The sequence below is a fragment of the Brevibacterium antiquum CNRZ 918 genome, assembly GCF_900169145.1.
Classification (GTDB): domain Bacteria; phylum Actinomycetota; class Actinomycetes; order Actinomycetales; family Brevibacteriaceae; genus Brevibacterium; species Brevibacterium koreense.
In genome coordinates this window covers 288169-305401 of the sequence record NZ_FXZD01000001.1, presented here as the reverse complement: position 1 = coordinate 305401, position 17233 = coordinate 288169, and the positions used below count along the sequence as shown (strand labels likewise).

The following is a 17233-nucleotide window of genomic DNA, read 5'->3' as shown; positions in this document are numbered from 1 at the left end:
CTACCTATATTTCGTCAGAGGATGTGTTGGTCAGTCTACTTTGCCACTGCGGCCTTGCACAAAGCGGCGAAGTCGGGGCCGTTGAGGCTGGCGCCCCCGACGAGTGCGCCGTCGACGTCGTCGGAGGCCAGGATCTGCGCGACATTGCCGGTTTTGACCGAACCGCCATAGATGATCCGGGTGCTCGAAGCCAGTGCCAAGCCGTGCTTCTCTTCCAGATGGGCACGGATAGCCGCAGCCATCTCAGCTGCATCCTCCGCCGTCGCGGTCTCTCCCGTGCCGATCGCCCAGACCGGTTCGTAAGCGATGACGAGCCCCTCGAGTGCAGCGGAGTCGAGGCCGGCCAAGGACTCTTCGAGCTGCGTGAGAGTGAAGTCCACGTGGGTTTTCTCCTGACGCTGCTCCAGCGACTCACCGATGCACAGGATGGGTGTGATGTCCTGCGCCAGCGCCGCCTTGACCTTGGCTGCGACGACGTCGTTGGTCTCGTTGTTGTTCGCACGCCGTTCGCTGTGACCGACGACGACATATGTGCAACCCAGGCGGGACAGGAACGATGCCGCGATCTCTCCGGTATGGGCCCCAGGTTCGTGCTGCGAGACATCCTGCGCACCATAGGTCAGCCACAGCTTGTCACCTTGGATGAGAGTCTGCACGGACCGGATGTCGGTGAACGGAGGAATCACGACGACATCGCATTTCGTCTCGTCGAGTTTGGCGTCTTCGAGTGCCCAGGCAAGCTTCTGGACACTTGAGATGGCTTCAAGATGATCGTGATTCATCTTCCAGTTGCCGGCTAGAAGCAGGGTGCGGTCGCTCATTGTCGTCTTCTTTCTCACGCGAGTGCTTGGAGTCCGGGCAGCGTCTTACCCTCGAGGTATTCGAGACTGGCACCGCCACCTGTGGAGATGTGGCCGAAGTCGTCGTCGGCGAAGCCGAGTGTGCGCACGGCCGCTGCCGAGTCGCCTCCACCGACGACTGTCAGACGACTCGACTCAGTGCCGGACTCGTTGGTCAGTGCCGCTGCCACGACCTTGGTACCGGCAGCGAAGGCCGGGAATTCGAAGACACCCATGGGACCGTTCCAGAACACAGTGTTCGAATCTGAGATCACCTCAGCATAGGCCTCGGCCGATTCGGGCCCGATGTCGAGGCCCAGACCCTGCGCACCCGCCGGTGTCGATTCGAGTTCCGCGACGGGACGCACCCAGTTCTCGGCGTCTGCGGCGAAGGACGCGGCCATCACGATGTCCGTGGGCAGGATAATATTCGCTCCCCCGCCCTCGGCACGTTTGAGATAGCCCTTGACGTCGTCGACTCGGTCCTTCTCCACGAGGCTGGACCCGATGTCGTGGCCGAGCGCGGCGAGGAAGGTGAAGACCATGCCGCCGCCGATGAGGAGATTGTCCGCATGATCGATGAGATTGTCGATGACGCCCAGCTTGTCGGAGACCTTCGATCCGCCGAGAACGACAGTGAATGGTGCCTGTGGGGAGTTCAGCAGACGATCGCTGACTTCGACCTCGGCCCGTACGAGTGATCCAGCGTAGTGCGGCAGCAGGGCTGCGATGTCATAGACGGAGGCCTGCTTGCGGTGGACGACTCCGAAACCGTCGGAGACGAAATCGTCTGCCAGTGCGGCCAGCTGTGCCGCGAAGGCCTTCCGCTCGGCCTCGTCCTTCGACGTCTCCCCCGGGTTGAAGCGCAGATTCTCGAGCAGGAGGACCTCACCATCGCCCAAAGCCTTCGCTTTGGCCGTCGCTTCAGCACCGACGGTGTCGGCTGCGAACACGACGTCACGGCCGATCGCCTTCGCGAGTTCGGGAACCAGAGGCTGCAGCGAATACTGCGGATCGGGTGCACCCTTGGGCCGCCCCAGGTGGGACATGACGATCACCCGGGCCCCCGCCTCGGCAAGTGTTCTGATCGTAGCGGCCGAGGCCAAGATGCGACCACGGTCGGTGATCGCGCCCTCGTCCATCGGCACGTTCAGGTCACTGCGAACGAGGACCGTGCGGTGGGAGAAGATCTGCGGGTCGTCGTATGTCCTCATTTGTTCCTTTCACCGAGGATGTAGCTGACCATGTCTTTGAGGCGGTTGGTGTAGCCCCATTCGTTGTCGTACCAGGCCACGACCTTGATCTGGTTGCCAAGCGTCATCGTGAGCTGGGAATCCACGATCGCTGAGGCGGTGGTGCCGACGATATCGGTCGACACCAGAGGCGCCGTGCTGTATTCGAGGTACGGCGAGGACTGGGCAGCCTTCGCCAGAATCTCGTTGACCTCTTCGGTCGTGGCACTCTGCTTCGGGGTGAAGGTGAAGTCGATGATCGACCCGGCAGGGACAGGAACGCGGATCGCGAGTCCGTCGAGCTTGCCCGCCAGGTGCGGCATCACCTTGCCGACGGTGCGTGCGGCGCCGGTCGTGGTCGGGACGATGTTGACTGCCGCTGCACGGGCGCGACGCAGATCGCGGTGCGGCCCGTCGACGAGCATCTGATCACCGGTGTAGGCGTGGACCGTGTTGAGCAGGCCGGATTCGACGCCGATGGCGTCGTCGACGGCCTTGACGATGGTGGCCATGCAGTTCGTTGTGCAGGAGGCGTTGGAGACGACGGTGTGCTGGGCCGGGTCGAAGTCAGCTTCGTTGACGCCCATGACGAACGTTCCGTCCACGTCCTTACCCGGTGCCGACAGCACGACTGTCTTCACAGTCCCGCCGAGGTGGACCTCGGCCTGGTCTCGTCGGGTGAATCGTCCGGTGGATTCGACGACGAGTTCGGCGTCATGCGCAGACCAGTCGATATCGTGCGGATCAGCCTGGCTGAGCACCGAGATGGTTGTCCCATCAATGGTGAGTGAGTCTTCGGCTGCTTCGACCGTGTGGTCGAATCGCGGCCACACGGAGTCATAGGCCAGCAAGTGGGCCAGCGTCTGCGTGTCGGTGAGATCGTTGATGGCGACGACCTCGAAGTCACATGAGGGTTCGAGGGACAAGCGGTACAGGGCACGACCGATACGGCCGAAGCCGTTGATGGCGATTCGTCTCATACCTCGATCTTAGCGATCTTCGAGCATTTCCGGGGTGAGACTGGCCTCTGTGCCTGGAATTCCCAGATCTTCGGCATATTTGTCGGCCGTGGACAGCAGGCGACGGATGCGACCGGCGACGGCGTCCTTGGTCATCGGCGGATCGGCCAGTTGGCCCAGTTCTTCCAGTGATGCCTGTTTGTGTGTCACGCGCAGCTGGCCCGCGTAGCGCAGGTGTTCGGGAACCTCGTCGCCGAGGATCTCCAGAGCGCGCTCCACTCGGGCCCCGGCGGCCACTGCGGCTCTGGCGGAGCGGCGCAGGTTCGCATCGTCGAAGTTGGCCAAACGGTTCGCTGTGGCACGGACCTCGCGTCGCATTCGACGCTCCTCCCACACCAGGACAGCACTGTGGGAACCCATGCGGGTGAGCAGGGCCGCGATGTCGTCGCCATCGCGGATGACGACGCGGTCAACTCCACGAACCTCCCGCGCCTTTGCGCTCAGTCCCAGTCGTCGGGCCGCGCCGACCAGGGCGAGTGCCGCCTCAGGTCCCGGACAGGTGACTTCGAGGGCAGAGGAACGACCGGGTTCGGTCAATGATCCGTGGGCGAGGAACGCTCCACGCCAGGCGGCTTCGGCATCGGCAACGGAGCCGTTGACGATGGCAGAGGGCAGTCCGCGAACGGGTCGTCCGCGGTTGTCGACGAGACCGGTCTGGCGGGCCAGCGCACCCCCGTCGCGGGTGACTCGCAGGAGGTAGCGGTTGGAGCGGCGGATTCCGGCGGCGTTGATGACGACGATGTCAGCGTATTGGCCGTAGAGGTCCTTGATTTCACTGCGGAGACGTTTGGCCGCCTGCGCGGTGTCCAGTTCGGCTTCCAACACGATCGAACCGTTGACGAGGTGAAGTGCGGAGGAGAAGCGGAAAATCGCAGACACTTCGGCTTTGCGAGCAGATGTGCGGGTGATCTTCACCCGTGCCAACTCATCCTTGACCTGAGCGGTCAGTGCCATTGTTCGTCCTCCTGCGACTGAATTTGCTACCACTGCTCGTCCACGCCGATCCCGGCGTCCACCAACATGTCACGGTAACACGCGGCTAGCTTGAGGCTGTCATGCTGTCCTGCCCGCCGTGAGTGCAGCGGGCGAGCCCACAGTTTGGCGTTGAACATCTCCCGTGCACACCGCGCCAGATCAGGCTCCACCAGTGTTGCAGCCTCGTCGACGAACACATAGTTCAGCTCGAGTGAGGGGGCATGCCTGTGCAGTGACACGAGGTGTTCGCTGAGACTGAGATCTCTTGTTTCGCCGTCGCTGGAGCTGAGGTTCAAGGTGAGGGACTTCACCGCGGAGGATCGTCTGATCGCCTCCGCGAGGGAGGGAACGAGAAGATGCGGCATCACCGAGGTGTACCAGGAGCCGGGTCCGAGATTGAGCACATCCGCCTCGGCGACAGCTTCGATCGTCTCGTGTCGGGCCGGTGGGACCGGCGGATCGAGCCGGACGGTCTCAACATGTCCCAGGGTCGAGGCGAGCACGGACTGACCCCGCACGACCTGAAAGGACCCCGGGAACTTCACATCGGCTTCGATCGTCAGTGGAATCGAAGACATGGGCAGCACCCGACCATGGGCGCGCAGCAGTTTGGCCATCCAGTCGAGGCCGGCGACATGATCACCATGGATCTGCCACAGGGCGGAGATGAGCAGGTTGCCCACGGAGTGGCCGCTGAGTTCACCGTCGGAGTCGAATCGGTGCTGGATCACGTCCCGCCAGGTCTTGCCCCAATTCCCATCGTCGCAGAGTGCTGCCAAGGCCATTCTCAGGTCACCAGGTGGGAGACCGCCGAGCTCATCGCGGAGCCTGCCGGAGGAACCTCCGTCATCGGCGACCGTGACCACAGCCGTCAGGGACTCGGTGAGCAGACGGAAGGCGCGCAGGGCAGCGTAGAGGCCGTGTCCTCCCCCGAAGGAGACGATCTTGGGTCCCTTGTCTTTGACATCAGGGATGATCTGCGGGAGGTCTTCGGTCTCCATCTCACTCTCTCCCCAGATCACGGTGGCGCACGGTGACCGGTATGCCGGTCTGCGCGGTGAGACTCTTGGCGATGCGTTCGCTGATCGCCACCGAGCGATGCTTCCCGCCGGTGCAGCCGATACCGATCATCGCGTAGCCGCGACCTTCGTGGAGGTAGCCCTGTGAGACCGTCTCCAAGGTCGCGGTGTAGCGCTCGATGAACTCCTCGGCTCCGTTCTGGCCGACGACGAAGTCCGCGACATCGGAGTCGAGTCCGTTGTGTCCGCGCAGGTGCGGAATCCAGTACGGGTTGGGCAGGAAGCGAACATCGGCGATGTGGTCAGCGTCCTTCGGCAGTCCGTATTTGAAGCCGAAGCTCATTATAGTCAGACGCAGCAGTGGGGTGTCTCCGGTGCTGAAGCGTTTGCGCACCTGGCTGGAAAGCTGATGGACGTTGAGTTCGGAGGTGTCGATGATGATGTCGGCACGGCGTTTGAGCGATTCGAGGGCCGAGCGTTCGCCTTCGATCCCTTCCAACAGCGTCCCTTCGCCTTGGAGCGGGTGAGGGCGGCGGGTGGATTCGAAGCGTCGGACGAGAACTTCGTCGGCTGCATCGAGGTAGAGGATGCGCAGGGAGAGTCCCTGATCGACGAAGTCACTGATCGTGTCTTCGAGTTCCGTGTACTTCGCCCGACCCTTCGAGTCGGTGACGATGGCGATCTTGGGCAGTGCCCCATCGGCACGGGCGACGAGTTCGACGAGGGGACGCATCATCTGCGGAGGCAGATTGTCGACGACGTACCAGTCCATGTCCTCGAGCACATTGGCCACGGTGGTCCGACCTGCTCCGGACATTCCCGTCACGAGGACGACCTCGATGGGATGGTCGGCGCCGTTCGATTCGGCCTGCGTACTCACACGTCCTCCTTGGGGTTCCGCGGTTGAAGACAGCTGTCGAGCACTACTCTAGAGCAGTTCTCCGACAGTGGGCTCAGTACCTGCCGAACCGTGAGTCTGCGGGGACCGTGAAGTCAGTCTGCAAGTGCGGCCGCGACCTTTTCTGCGAGGGCCTGGCCGATGCCCTGGACCTCGCACAGTTCTTCGATGCTGGCTGCACGGACCTTCTTCACCGAGCCGAAATGGCGCAGCAGCGCAGACCGTTTGGACTCGCCCAGTCCGGAGATGTCGTCGAGGACGGAGCTGGTCATCGCTTTTGCCCGTTTCGAGCGGTGATAGCTGATGGCAAAGCGGTGAGCCTCATCGCGCAGACGCTGCATGAGGAAGAGTCCTTCTGAGTTCCGGGGCAGGATGACGGGGAACGGATCGTCTGGGACCCAAACCTCTTCGAGGCGTTTGGCCAGACCTACCACCGAAATGTCGACGAGGCCCAGATCGTGCAGTGCCCTGGTGGCGGCCGCCACCTGGGGGCCGGCCCCGTCGACGACGAGGAGGCTGGGACGGTATCCGAACCGTTCATCCGGTTCGTCGGAGCTCATCTGCTCGAGGTAACGGCTGAATCGACGTGAGACGACGTCGTACATCGAGGCTGTGTCATCGGTTGCGGCTTCACCGTGAATGGCGAAGTGACGGTAGTCGCGCTTCTTCACGAGTCCGTCTTCGAACACCACGAGTGAAGCAACGACGTTGGACCCCTGGGTGTGCGAGATGTCGATGCATTCGATGCGCAGCGGTGCTTCGGGCAGCGACAGGTACTCCTGGATCTCCTTGAGCGCCGTGCTGCGGGTGGTCAGATCGGAGGAACGCTTGAGCTTGTGCTGAAGCAGAGCCTCTTTCGCATTCTTCGCCACGGTCTCGAGAACGGCCTTCTTCTCTCCGCGTTCCGGAACCCGGACGGTGACTCTGGATCCGCGCTGTTCACTCAGCCAGCTCTCGAGCGAGGCACTATCGGCCGGGACCGTGTCGACGAGGATTTCACGGGGAATAGCATCCGCCTCGAGTCCCGTGTATGCCTGGCGGAGGTAGTCGGTGGTGAGTTCTGCCGGGCTGTGATCGTCAGAGCGTTCAATGATCCAGCCCCGCTGTCCCCGGATGCGTCCCTGGCGGACGTGGAAGACCTGCACTGAAGCTTCGAGCTCCTCGGTGACGAGAGCGAACACGTCGCAGTCGGCGTTGACGGAGAGGACGACTGCCGACTTGTCGAGTACCTTCTGCAGTGCAGTGATCTCGTCCCGCAGGCGCGCCGCCCGTTCATAGTCAAGCTCTTCGGCGGCCGAGGCCATCTCCTTCTGCCGGTAGCTGATGAAGCGTCCGGTGTTGCCGGACATGAAATCAGAGATGCTGCGGGCCAGGTCCTTGTGGTCGTCCACACTGATCTCTCCCACACAGGGGGCAGCGCATTTGTCGATGTATCCCAACAGACAGGGACGGCCGCTGCGTTCGGCTCGTCTGTACACTCCGGCCGTGCAGGTGCGCATCGGAAAGGCCCGCAGCAGCAGGTCGAGTGTGTCCTTGATCGCCCACACCTGGGCGAAGGGCCCGAAGTACTTCACGCCCTGACGACGTTTGCCACGAGTGATGAAGGCCCGCGGCACCTCGTTGTTCATCGTGATCGCGAGGTAGGGGTATGACTTGTCGTCGCGGAACATGACGTTGAAGCGTGGGTTGAATTCGTTGATCCACGTCCATTCGAGCTGGAGCGCCTCGACCTCAGTGTCAACGACAGTCCATTCCACCGAGGCAGCGGTGTGGACCATCGTCGAGGTCCGGGGGTGCAGCTGCGCGGGGTTCGAGAAGTACGAGTTCAACCGATTGCGGAGATTCTTCGCCTTCCCGACATAGATCACCCGCCGGTCGGGGTCGCGGAATTTGTAGACCCCAGCCGAGGTCGGGATGCTGCCTGTGGCAGGGCGGTAGGACGCTGGGTCAGCCATCGAGCATCGCTTTGAGGAACCGCCCGGTGTGGCTCTTCTTGTTAGCCGCCACCTCTTCTGGGGTGCCCTGGGCGATGATCTTTCCACCGCCTCGTCCGCCTTCAGGACCCAGATCGATGACGTGGTCGGCGTTGCCGATGACATCAAGGTTGTGTTCGATGACGATGACCGTGTTGCCCTTTTCGACGAGCCCCTGCAGCACATGCAGCAGCTTCGAGATGTCCTCGAAGTGAAGCCCGGTGGTCGGTTCGTCGAGAACGTAGGCGGTGCGACCGCGGGAGCGCTTCTGGAGCTCGGCCGCGAGCTTGACTCGTTGGGCTTCACCACCGGAGAGCGTGGTCGCAGGCTGACCCAGACGAACATAGCCCAGGCCCACCTCGACAAGGGTGTTGAGGTAACGGGAGATGGCGGGGATCGCGGCGAAGAACTCGGCACCCTTTTCGATGGGCATCTCGAGCACCTCGGCAATGGATTTGCCCTTGAACGTCACTTCGAGCGTCTCGCGGTTGTAGCGGGCTCCCCCGCAGACTTCGCAGGTGACGTAGACGTCGGGCAGGAAGTTCATCTCGATCTTGATCGTGCCGTCACCGCTGCAGTTCTCGCAGCGTCCTCCCTTGACGTTGAAGGAGAATCGCCCCGGCTGGTAACCGCGGACCTTCGCCGATTCGGTCTCTGCGAACAGGCGCCGGATGCGGTCGAAGACCCCGGTGTAGGTCGCCGGGTTCGACCGTGGGGTGCGACCGATCGGGGATTGGTCGACATGGACGACCTTGTCGAGGTTGTCCAGCCCGGTGACTCGCTTGTGCCGACCGGGTACTCGTGAGGCACCGTTGAGCACGTTGGCCATCTGGGTGTAGAGAATCTCGTTGACCAGGGTCGACTTGCCTGAGCCGGAGACACCGGTGACGGCGGTGAGCACACCGAGGGGGAACGAGACCGAGACGTTGCGGAGGTTATTCTCGACGGCTTTCTCGACCGTGACGACGCGGTCATCGTCGACTGGCCGGCGGGTCGTGGGGACCTGGATCGCTCGACGTCCGGCAAGGTAATCACCAGTGATGGATCGGTCGGCGTCTTTGAGCCCGGGAACAGGACCCGAGTAGATGACCTCTCCCCCGTGTTCGCCCGCGCCCGGACCGATGTCGACGATCCAGTCGGCCGATGCGATGGTGTCCTCGTCGTGTTCGACGACGATGAGGGTATTGCCGAGTTCCTTGAGTTTGTTCAGAGTCTCGATGAGTCGTCTGTTGTCGCGCTGGTGGAGACCGATGGAGGGTTCGTCGAGGACGTAGAGGACCCCGACGAGGCCGGACCCGATCTGGGTGGCCAGGCGGATGCGCTGGGCCTCACCACCGGACAGGGAACCTGCGGGCCGGTCGAGGCTGAGGTAGTCGAGTCCGACGTCGAGAAGGAAGCCCAGACGTGCGTTGATCTCCTTCATCACCTGGGCTGCGACTGCCGCGTCGCGAGAGTCCAGCTCCAGCTGTGAGAGGAACTCAGCGGATTCGTCGAGAGCCAGCTCGGCCACCTCGGCGATCGATTTGCCGCCGACCTTGACGGCGAGGATCTCCGGCTTGAGTCGGGCACCGTTGCAGCTCGCACAGGGAATTTCGCGCATGTAGGACTCGTAGCGTTCTCGCGACCAGTCGGACTCTGTTTCCTCGTGCTTGCGCTGGATGTACTGGTAGACGCCTTCGAAACCGGTGGAGTAGGTGCGTTCGCGTCCGAACCGGTTCTTGTATTTGACGTGGACCTTGTAGTCCTTGCCGGTCAGGATCGCAGTCTTGTCGGACTTGCGCAGGTCCTTCCACGAAGTCGTCATATCGAAGTCGAGTTCGTCCCCGAGGCCCTTGAGGAGACGGTTGAAGTATTTCGTCACCTGTTTTCCGCCCGCCCAGGGAGCGATCGCGCCCTCGCCGAGGCTGAGATCCTCATCCGGAACGACGAGGGTCTCATCGACCTGGAGCCGAGTGCCGATGCCGTCACAGGTGGGGCAGGCACCGAAGGGAGAGTTGAACGAGAAGGTGCGGGGCTCGATCTCGTCGATTGCCAATGGGTGTTCGTTCGGGCACGACATGTGCTCCGAGAAGGTCCGTGTCACACCTTCGTCGACCATCTCGACATCGATGCGTCCGTCGGCGAGGCCGAGGGCTGTCTCGACTGAGTCAGTCAGTCGGGGGCGCAGGCCCGACTTCGCCACCAAGCGGTCGACGACGACGGAGATCGTGTGCTTGTACTGTTTTTCCAGAGTAGGAGGCTCGCTGAGACTGATCTGCTCCCCGTCGACAATGGCGCGAGCGAAGCCCTTGGCCTGCAGTTCGGTGAAGAGATCGACGAATTCGCCCTTGCGGGAGCGGACGATGGGAGCCAGCACGAGGAACTTCGTCCTCTCTTCGAGTTCGAGCAGCTGGTCGACGATCTGCTGTGGAGTCTGCTTCGTGATGATCTCACCGCAGACGGGGCAGTGCGGCACGCCGATCCGAGCCCACAGCAGGCGCAGGAAGTCATATACCTCGGTGATGGTGCCGACCGTGGAGCGGGGGTTGCGGGAGGTCGACTTCTGATCGATCGACACCGCCGGTGACAGACCTTCGATGAAATCGACATCGGGTTTGTCCATCTGACCCAGGAACATTCGGGCATAGGAGGACAGGGACTCGACGTAACGGCGCTGCCCCTCGGCGAAGATGGTGTCGAAGGCCAAGGATGACTTCCCCGACCCCGAGAGACCTGTGAAGACGATCATGGAGTCGCGAGGCAGGGCGACCTCCACGTTCTTGAGGTTGTGGGCGCGCGCGCCCTTGACCCGCAGAGTGTCGAGATGTGACACACCTGCCGACTGCTCACCGCTGTTAGTTTTCATCACCTGACCACTGTATTACTCGGCACTGACATTGGTTGAATGGGGACGGGCACTGATCTCTCCGACCGCGAGGATCCGGAGCACGATGTCTCCGGCTTCGTCACTTGCAGGCACGTCCACCTCGGCGTCGATGGCCCAGTCCCTGTTGTCATCAGGGTCGGCCAAGGTCTGCCGGACGGTCCACATCTGTGAACCAGGTTCGATCGAGATATATTCCTTGCCCCTGGCCTTCCCATCAGTGAGGAGGTCGCCGTACTCCTCGTAGAAGTCTTCGATCGCATCTTCCCAGGCTGTGGAGTCGAAGCCGCTGTCGGCGTCGAGACGGCCCAGCTCCGCGTAGTCGGCGCGTTCGGCCAGGAGCACCCGGTGGAACAGGGCGTTGCGGACCTCGGCGGTGAAGACCCGCACGTTCTCTGAGAACTTCCGATCGAGATCTGGCAGCTCTTCGTCAGCGAAGTCCGTCGGGGACAGCCCCTGCAGGGTTCGCCACTCGTCGAGCAGGGACGAGTCTGTCCGGGCGATCATCTCCCCCAACCATTCGATGATGGTCGAGAGCTCGTCCGTCCTGTCGTCGGCGGGCACATTGTGCGTCAGCGCGCGGAACACATCGGTGAGGTAGCGCAGCAGGCTGCCCTCCACCCGGGTGAGACTGTAGTAGCTGACGAACTGGGTGAAGCCCATCGCCTGTTCGACCATGTCGCGCACTATCGACTTCGGTTCGAAGTTCCCAGCTCGTAGCCAGGGGTGGGCCTCGATGAAGTGCTCGAAGGCGGGATTGAGGACGTCGGCCAACGGCTTCGGTCCTTCGATCTCGTCAAGGATGGCCATCCGTTCGGGATATTCGAGGCCGTCTGCCTTGAGCTCGGCCAGGGTGTCTTTTTTGATCCGATCGAGTTGGCCCTTGAGGACGGGGAAGGGCACTGGTGTGGTGGATTCCACGAGCGAGACCACATCGAGGGCATAGGTCTCTGACTCCGGATCGAGCAACTCGAGTCCGGCGAGAACGAAGGGAGCCAAGGGCTGGTTGAGGGCGAATTGGGGACCCAGATCGCTGGTCGGAACCAGTTCGTCTCCCTTCGCTTCGATGAGTCCGGCATTGATGAGAGAGCGACCGATGCTCAAAGCTGTGAGCTTGAGGTCGAGGTGGCGTTCCCGGCTCTCGTGTGTTTTGTCGATGAAATGGCTGATCGTGGCCACACCCGCTCCCGGGCGGGCGACGAGATTGAGGATCGTCGAATGGTCGATTCTCATGTGAGAGCGCAGAGATTCGGCCTGGGATTCGATGAGTTTAGTGAAGGTCTCCTCCGACCAGCCCACGAACCCGGCCGGAGCGGATTTCTTCTTGACTTTCTTCTTTTTCTTGTCCGCATTGGCCGCCTTGGCCTCTGCTCGCATGTTCTCCACAACATGTTCCGGTGCCTGTGCGATGACGTAGCCACGGGTATCGAACCCGGCGCGCCCCGCACGGCCTGCCAGTTGCTGGAATTCGCGGACTCTGAGTTTGCGCATCCTCCGGCCGTCGAATTTCGTCAGCCCTGTCAGCAGCACAGAGCGGATGGGAACGTTGATGCCGACGCCGAGTGTATCGGTGCCTGAGATGACCAACAGCAGACCCTTGAGTGCGAGCTGTTCGACCAGCCTGCGATATTTGGGCAGCATGCCGGCGTGGTGGACGCCGACGCCGTGTAGGAGCAGCTTGCGCAGGCTCTGACCGAATCCCTTCGCGAAGGTGAAGCCCTTGATGGCTGCCGCGACTGCGGCCTTCTGCTCCTTCGACACCAGGTCGACGGACAGCAGGCCCGTGGCCAGATCGATGGCACCCGCTTGGGAGTAGGACACGACGTAGACAGGGGCTTTGTCGTTGCGCACCAGAGAGCGCAGTGTGTCGGAGAGAGTCTCGGTGGAGTACTCGTATTCGAGCGGGACCGGACGGGTCGCCGAGGTGACGACGGAGCTGTCGCGACCAGTGGTGCCTTCCATGGTGCGGCAGATTTCACTCGTGTCACCCAGTGTGGCCGACATGAGCACGAACTGCGCCTGTGGCATCTCGAGCAGAGGCACCTGCCATGCCCATCCGCGTGAGGGATCGGCGACATAGTGGAATTCGTCCATGACGACCATGCCCGCGTCGACCAGGCCGCCTTCGCGCAGAGCCTGGTTCGCCAGGATCTCAGCCGTCGCACAGATCACCGGTGCATCCCCGTTGACTGTGGAATCACCGGTGATCATACCGACGTTCTCCGGGCCGAAGGCGTCGATGAGAGAGAAGAACTTCTCGCTCACCAGCGCCTTGAGCGGAGCCGTGTAGTAGGCCCTGATCCCGCGGGTGAATGATTGGTAGAGAGCGAACAGTGCCACCAGGGATTTGCCCGAACCTGTGGGAGTGGCCACGATCGTGTTGTCGCCAGCCAGAATGTTGAGAATGGCTTCGTCCTGAGCGGGGTACGGTTCGATACCCAGCTCTTCGCAGTAGTGTCCGAAGGACTCGTACACTGCGTCTTCATCAGCGAATTCCGCTGGGATCTCCTGCAATCTCACCACAACTATGCACAGACCTTTCCGTTTAGACTGATGTCCATCCTATTGATCGAACCTCAGGAGTTTCAGATGCCGGTTTTCGCTGTCAACTACGTCTATGGGCCAGATACTGACACCCGGATGGAATCACGACCTGCCCACCGTGCGTGGCAGGCCGATCTGTACGAAGCCGGAACCATTCTGGCTTCGGGACCACTGGACAACGAGCCGGTTCCCGGAGGTCTGCTGTTGATGCAGGCCGCCGACCGAAAGGACCTCGACGCTCACTTGGCCAACGATCCCTATGCTTCGATCGGTGTGATCGACGAGACGATCGTTCGGGAGTGGACCCCAGTCTTCGGTCCGTTCTCCCACGCCTGAGTCTATTCGCAATGGCTTGAGGCCGCGTGGCCCACGTGCGCGGGTGTCCCCATTCGGGAGGACACCCGCGCACAGTCACATCTGGACCGACCGGGACAATCACTCAGTCCTGCGAGTCATCTGACTTCTCGGCGCTGGTGCTGCGAATGGGGATGCCGTCCTTCTTCATCTTCGCCAACGAGGCCAGTGTCGCTGCCGCCATAGCAAAAACGATGAAGCTCAGCGACAGCCACGTCGGCACTTCGGGGATCGTTGCGCCCCAGGACAAGAAGTCCCAGTCCGATTCGTGAAGAGCGTGGATGAAGAGTTTCACGCCGATGAAGGCGAGGATCGCCGCAATACCGTAATGAAGGTAGACGAGCTTGTCAACGAGGCCGCCGAGCAGGAAGTAGAGCTGGCGCAGCCCCATCAGCGCAAAGACGTTCGCGGTGAAGACCAGGAACGTATTCTGCGTGACGCCGAATATCGCCGGAATCGAGTCGAGCGCGAACATGACGTCCGTGGACCCGATCGCGATGAAGACGATGAACATGGGCGTCCAGTACTTCTTGTCCTCGATCGTGACACGCAGGCTGTTGCCGTGGTATTCGTCGACGACGTTGATCCGTTTGCGCAGGAAGCGGATGAGACCGTTCTCTCCATTGCCCTCATCCTCATCGCTGAACGCCTGTCGATAGGCGACGATGAGGAGGAAGATGCCGAAGATGAAGAAGACTTCGACGAATGCGGTGATGATCGCCGAACCGGCCAGGATGAAGATGCCGCGGAAGACAATGGCGATGATGATGCCCACCATGAGGACTTCCTGCTGATACTTCCGCGGAACCGAGAAGCTGCCCATAATGATGATGAACACGAACAGGTTGTCGATGCTCAGCGAGTATTCGAGCAGCCAGCCGGTGAGGAACTCACTGCCGTGTGTTGCGTCTCCGATGGCGAAGAGCGCGCCGGCGAAGACGATGGCGAGGCCGACGTAGAAGACGACCCAGATGCCCGCTTCCTTCATCGACGGGGTGTGTGGCCGTTTGATGACGAGGAGCAGATCGAAGACGAGGATCGCAACGACGACGATGCCTGATGTGATCATGAACCACGCGGGGATGGCGGACTCACTCCCAGCTGCGTTTTGACCGCCTGCGGCGAGGGCGGAGGACAGGATATCCATGGATGCCTTTCAAAGGAGTCGGTGATGTACCCGTGCCGAAAGTCTCTCCCACGCTTATGACCACTGAAACAGTGGCGGCGTGCGCTCCGTGTCCGGACCCTCTGAGGGATCGTGGTGACGAGCACGGATGGACGGGATACTCCCTTTCGCCAGCCTCACCAGTATAGTCGGGCGGATGCCAGCGCACTCGCACTCGGGTCGAATCAGGCGTGCCCGGCCTGCTTCATCTGCCGCAGTTCCTTCTTGAGGTCCGAGAGTTCGTCCCTCAGCCGGGCGGCGAGCTCGAACTGCAGCTCCGCTGCGGCCGTGTGCATCTGGGACGTCAGGGATTCGATGAGCTCGGTCAGATCGGCTGCCGGTGGACGCAGGGAACCGGCTTTGCCTGCGGCCTGACGCTGTTCGTCGGTGAGCGTGGAGTTGTATCCCCTTTTGCCCTTGCCGTAGTCGAACTCGGTGAGGAGCTCTCGCGTGTCCGCATCTTCTCGCTGCAGCCGTTCGGTGATGTCGGCGATCTTCTTGACCAGCGGTGTGGGGTCGATTCCATGTTCCTTGTTGTGCGCAACCTGTATCTCACGTCGACGGTCGGTCTCGTCGATGGCCTCACGCATGGACCGCGTGATGGTGTCGGCGTACATATGAACTTGGCCGTTGATGTTGCGGGCCGCACGACCGATCGTCTGGATCAGGGAGGTGGCCGAGCGCAGGAAGCCCTCTTTGTCGGCGTCGAGGATGGCCACAAGGGAGACTTCGGGCAGGTCGAGCCCCTCACGGAGAAGGTTGATTCCGACGAGGACATCGAACTCGCCGGCCCTCAGCTCTGTCAGAAGTTCGACTCGGCGCAGGGTGTCGACGTCTGAGTGAAGGTACTGCACTCGCACATCGTGTTCGAGGAGGTAATCCGTGAGGTCCTCGGCCATCTTCTTGGTCAGTGTGGTGACCAGGACCCTTTCCTGGGCGTCGACGCGAGTTCTGATCTCCTCGAGCAGGTCGTCGATCTGTCCCTTGGTCGGTTTGACGACGATCTCCGGGTCGACGAGACCGGTGGGTCGGATGATCTGCTGGACGTAGCCGTTCGCGTTTCCCAGCTCGAAGTTGCCGGGAGTTGCCGACAGATAGACGGCCTGTCCGACGCGTTCACGGAACTCATCGAACTTCAGGGGCCGATTGTCCATCGCACTGGGGAGGCGGAATCCGTGTTCGACCAGTGTGCGTTTGCGGGACATGTCGCCTTCGTACATTCCCCCGATCTGAGGGACCGTGACGTGGGACTCGTCGATGACGAGGAGGAAGTCCTCGGGGAAGTAGTCGAGCAGGCAGTTCGGTGCCGATCCCGCGGGACGTCCGTCGATGTGTCGAGAATAGTTCTCGATGCCGGAGGTGAAGCCCATCGACTCCATCATCTCGAGATCGTAGGTGGTGCGCATCTTCAGACGCTGGGCCTCGAGGAGTTTGTTCTGCGATTCGAATTCGCTCAACCGCGTCTGCAGCTCGTTCTCGATCTCGCTGACGGCTCGCCCCATCCGGTTCTCTCCGGCGACATAGTGCGAAGCCGGGAAGACATGGATCGTCTCCTCTTCGCGGACGATCTCGCCTGTCAGAGGATGCAGTGTCTGGAGAGTTTCGATCTCGTCGCCGAAGAACTCGATCCGCAGGGCCAATTCCTCATACTGCGGGATGATCTCGACAGTGTCGCCCCTGACGCGGAAGGTGCCACGGGTGAATGCCATATCGTTGCGGGCGTACTGCATCGACACGAAGCGTTTGAGGAGTTCGTCGCGGTCGCACTGTTCGCCGCGCTTCAAGGTCACCATCCGGTCGACGTACTCTTCCGGTGTGCCCAGACCGTAGATGCAGGACACGGTCGAGACGACGACGACATCACGGCGGGTCAGCAGGGAGTTCGTCGCGGAGTGGCGCAGACGTTCGACCTCATCGTTGACAGATGAATCCTTCTCGATGAAGGTGTCAGTCTGCGGGACGTAGGCTTCGGGCTGGTAGTAGTCGTAGTAGGAGACGAAGTATTCGACCGCGTTGTTGGGCAGCAGCTGCCGGAACTCGTTGGCCAGCTGCGCGGCCAACGTCTTATTCGGCGCCATGATCAGGGTCGGTCGCTGAACCTGCTCAATCAGCCAAGCCGTGGTCGCCGACTTGCCCGTACCGGTGGCGCCCAGCAAGACGATGTCCCGCTCTCCCTGGTCGAGGCGTTCCGAGATCTCGGTGATCGCGGTGGGCTGATCACCGGATGGAGAGTATTCGGAGATGACTTCGAACGGGGCGACTGTGCGCGTGACATCCGGCCTGTGGCCGATTGCTGGCAGGGGACGTTCTGAGCTCATGGTCCAACACTAACCCTCGCCCATGACACAGCGG

Annotated in this window: 12 protein-coding genes; 1 reads left to right on the top strand and 11 read right to left on the bottom strand. The window is 61.8% G+C overall.

Annotated features, from left to right (window positions below; translation table 11 throughout):
* Positions 1-35: 35 nt before the first annotated feature.
* From tpiA to BANT918_RS01260, 9 genes are all read right to left on the bottom strand, one after another.
* Entirely contained in the window at positions 36-821 is a 786-nt protein-coding gene (tpiA, locus tag BANT918_RS01300) for a triose-phosphate isomerase (RefSeq protein ID WP_101618613.1), read from the bottom strand.
* Positions 822-835: 14 nt separating this feature from the next.
* The gene (locus BANT918_RS01295; protein WP_101618612.1) at positions 836-2053 is read right to left on the bottom strand and encodes a phosphoglycerate kinase; all 1218 of its coding nucleotides are present in this window, start codon (positions 2051-2053) and stop codon (positions 836-838) included.
* On the bottom strand, positions 2050-3051 hold the full coding sequence (gene gap / locus BANT918_RS01290) for a type I glyceraldehyde-3-phosphate dehydrogenase (RefSeq protein WP_101618611.1): 1002 nt from the start codon (positions 3049-3051) through the stop codon (positions 2050-2052). Before gap ends, BANT918_RS01295 begins: the two co-directional genes overlap by 4 nt.
* A 9-nt stretch (positions 3052-3060) precedes the next feature.
* Positions 3061-4044 carry a DNA-binding protein WhiA gene (whiA, locus tag BANT918_RS01285; protein WP_101618610.1) on the bottom strand — a complete coding sequence of 328 codons (984 nt, stop codon included), beginning with the start codon at positions 4042-4044 and terminating at the stop codon, positions 3061-3063.
* A gap of 26 nt (positions 4045-4070) precedes the next feature.
* Positions 4071-5066, bottom strand: coding sequence for a gluconeogenesis factor YvcK family protein (locus BANT918_RS01280; protein WP_101618609.1), 996 nt, complete (start codon positions 5064-5066; stop codon positions 4071-4073).
* Between the two features lies 1 nt (position 5067).
* On the bottom strand, positions 5068-5964 hold the full coding sequence (gene rapZ / locus BANT918_RS01275; RefSeq protein WP_101618608.1) for an RNase adapter RapZ: 897 nt from the start codon (positions 5962-5964) through the stop codon (positions 5068-5070).
* A gap of 113 nt (positions 5965-6077) precedes the next feature.
* On the bottom strand, positions 6078-7937 hold the full coding sequence (uvrC, locus tag BANT918_RS01270; RefSeq protein WP_101618607.1) for an excinuclease ABC subunit UvrC: 1860 nt from the start codon (positions 7935-7937) through the stop codon (positions 6078-6080).
* Positions 7930-10800: an excinuclease ABC subunit UvrA gene (gene uvrA, locus BANT918_RS01265; protein WP_101618606.1), complete on the bottom strand. Its 2871-nt coding sequence runs from the start codon at positions 10798-10800 to the stop codon at positions 7930-7932. The genes uvrC and uvrA overlap by 8 nt, the downstream gene beginning before the upstream one ends.
* 15 nt (positions 10801-10815) lie before the next feature.
* Positions 10816-13341: a DEAD/DEAH box helicase gene (locus BANT918_RS01260; protein WP_101618605.1), complete on the bottom strand. Its 2526-nt coding sequence runs from the start codon at positions 13339-13341 to the stop codon at positions 10816-10818.
* 66 nt (positions 13342-13407) lie between these two features.
* Here BANT918_RS01260 and BANT918_RS01255 point away from each other — a divergent pair, with 66 nt between their 5' ends.
* Entirely contained in the window at positions 13408-13698 is a 291-nt protein-coding gene (locus tag BANT918_RS01255) for a YciI family protein (protein WP_101618604.1), read from the top strand.
* Positions 13699-13801: 103 nt separating this feature from the next.
* On the opposite strand, the gene BANT918_RS01250 is transcribed toward BANT918_RS01255, so the two are convergent.
* Together BANT918_RS01250 and uvrB are read right to left on the bottom strand one after the other, a co-directional pair.
* On the bottom strand, positions 13802-14863 hold the full coding sequence (locus BANT918_RS01250) for a TerC family protein (protein WP_101618603.1): 1062 nt from the start codon (positions 14861-14863) through the stop codon (positions 13802-13804).
* Between the two features lie 203 nt (positions 14864-15066).
* A complete protein-coding gene (uvrB, locus tag BANT918_RS01245; protein WP_101618602.1) occupies positions 15067-17199 on the bottom strand; it encodes an excinuclease ABC subunit UvrB in 2133 nt (710 codons plus the stop codon).
* Positions 17200-17233: the final 34 nt, after the last annotated feature.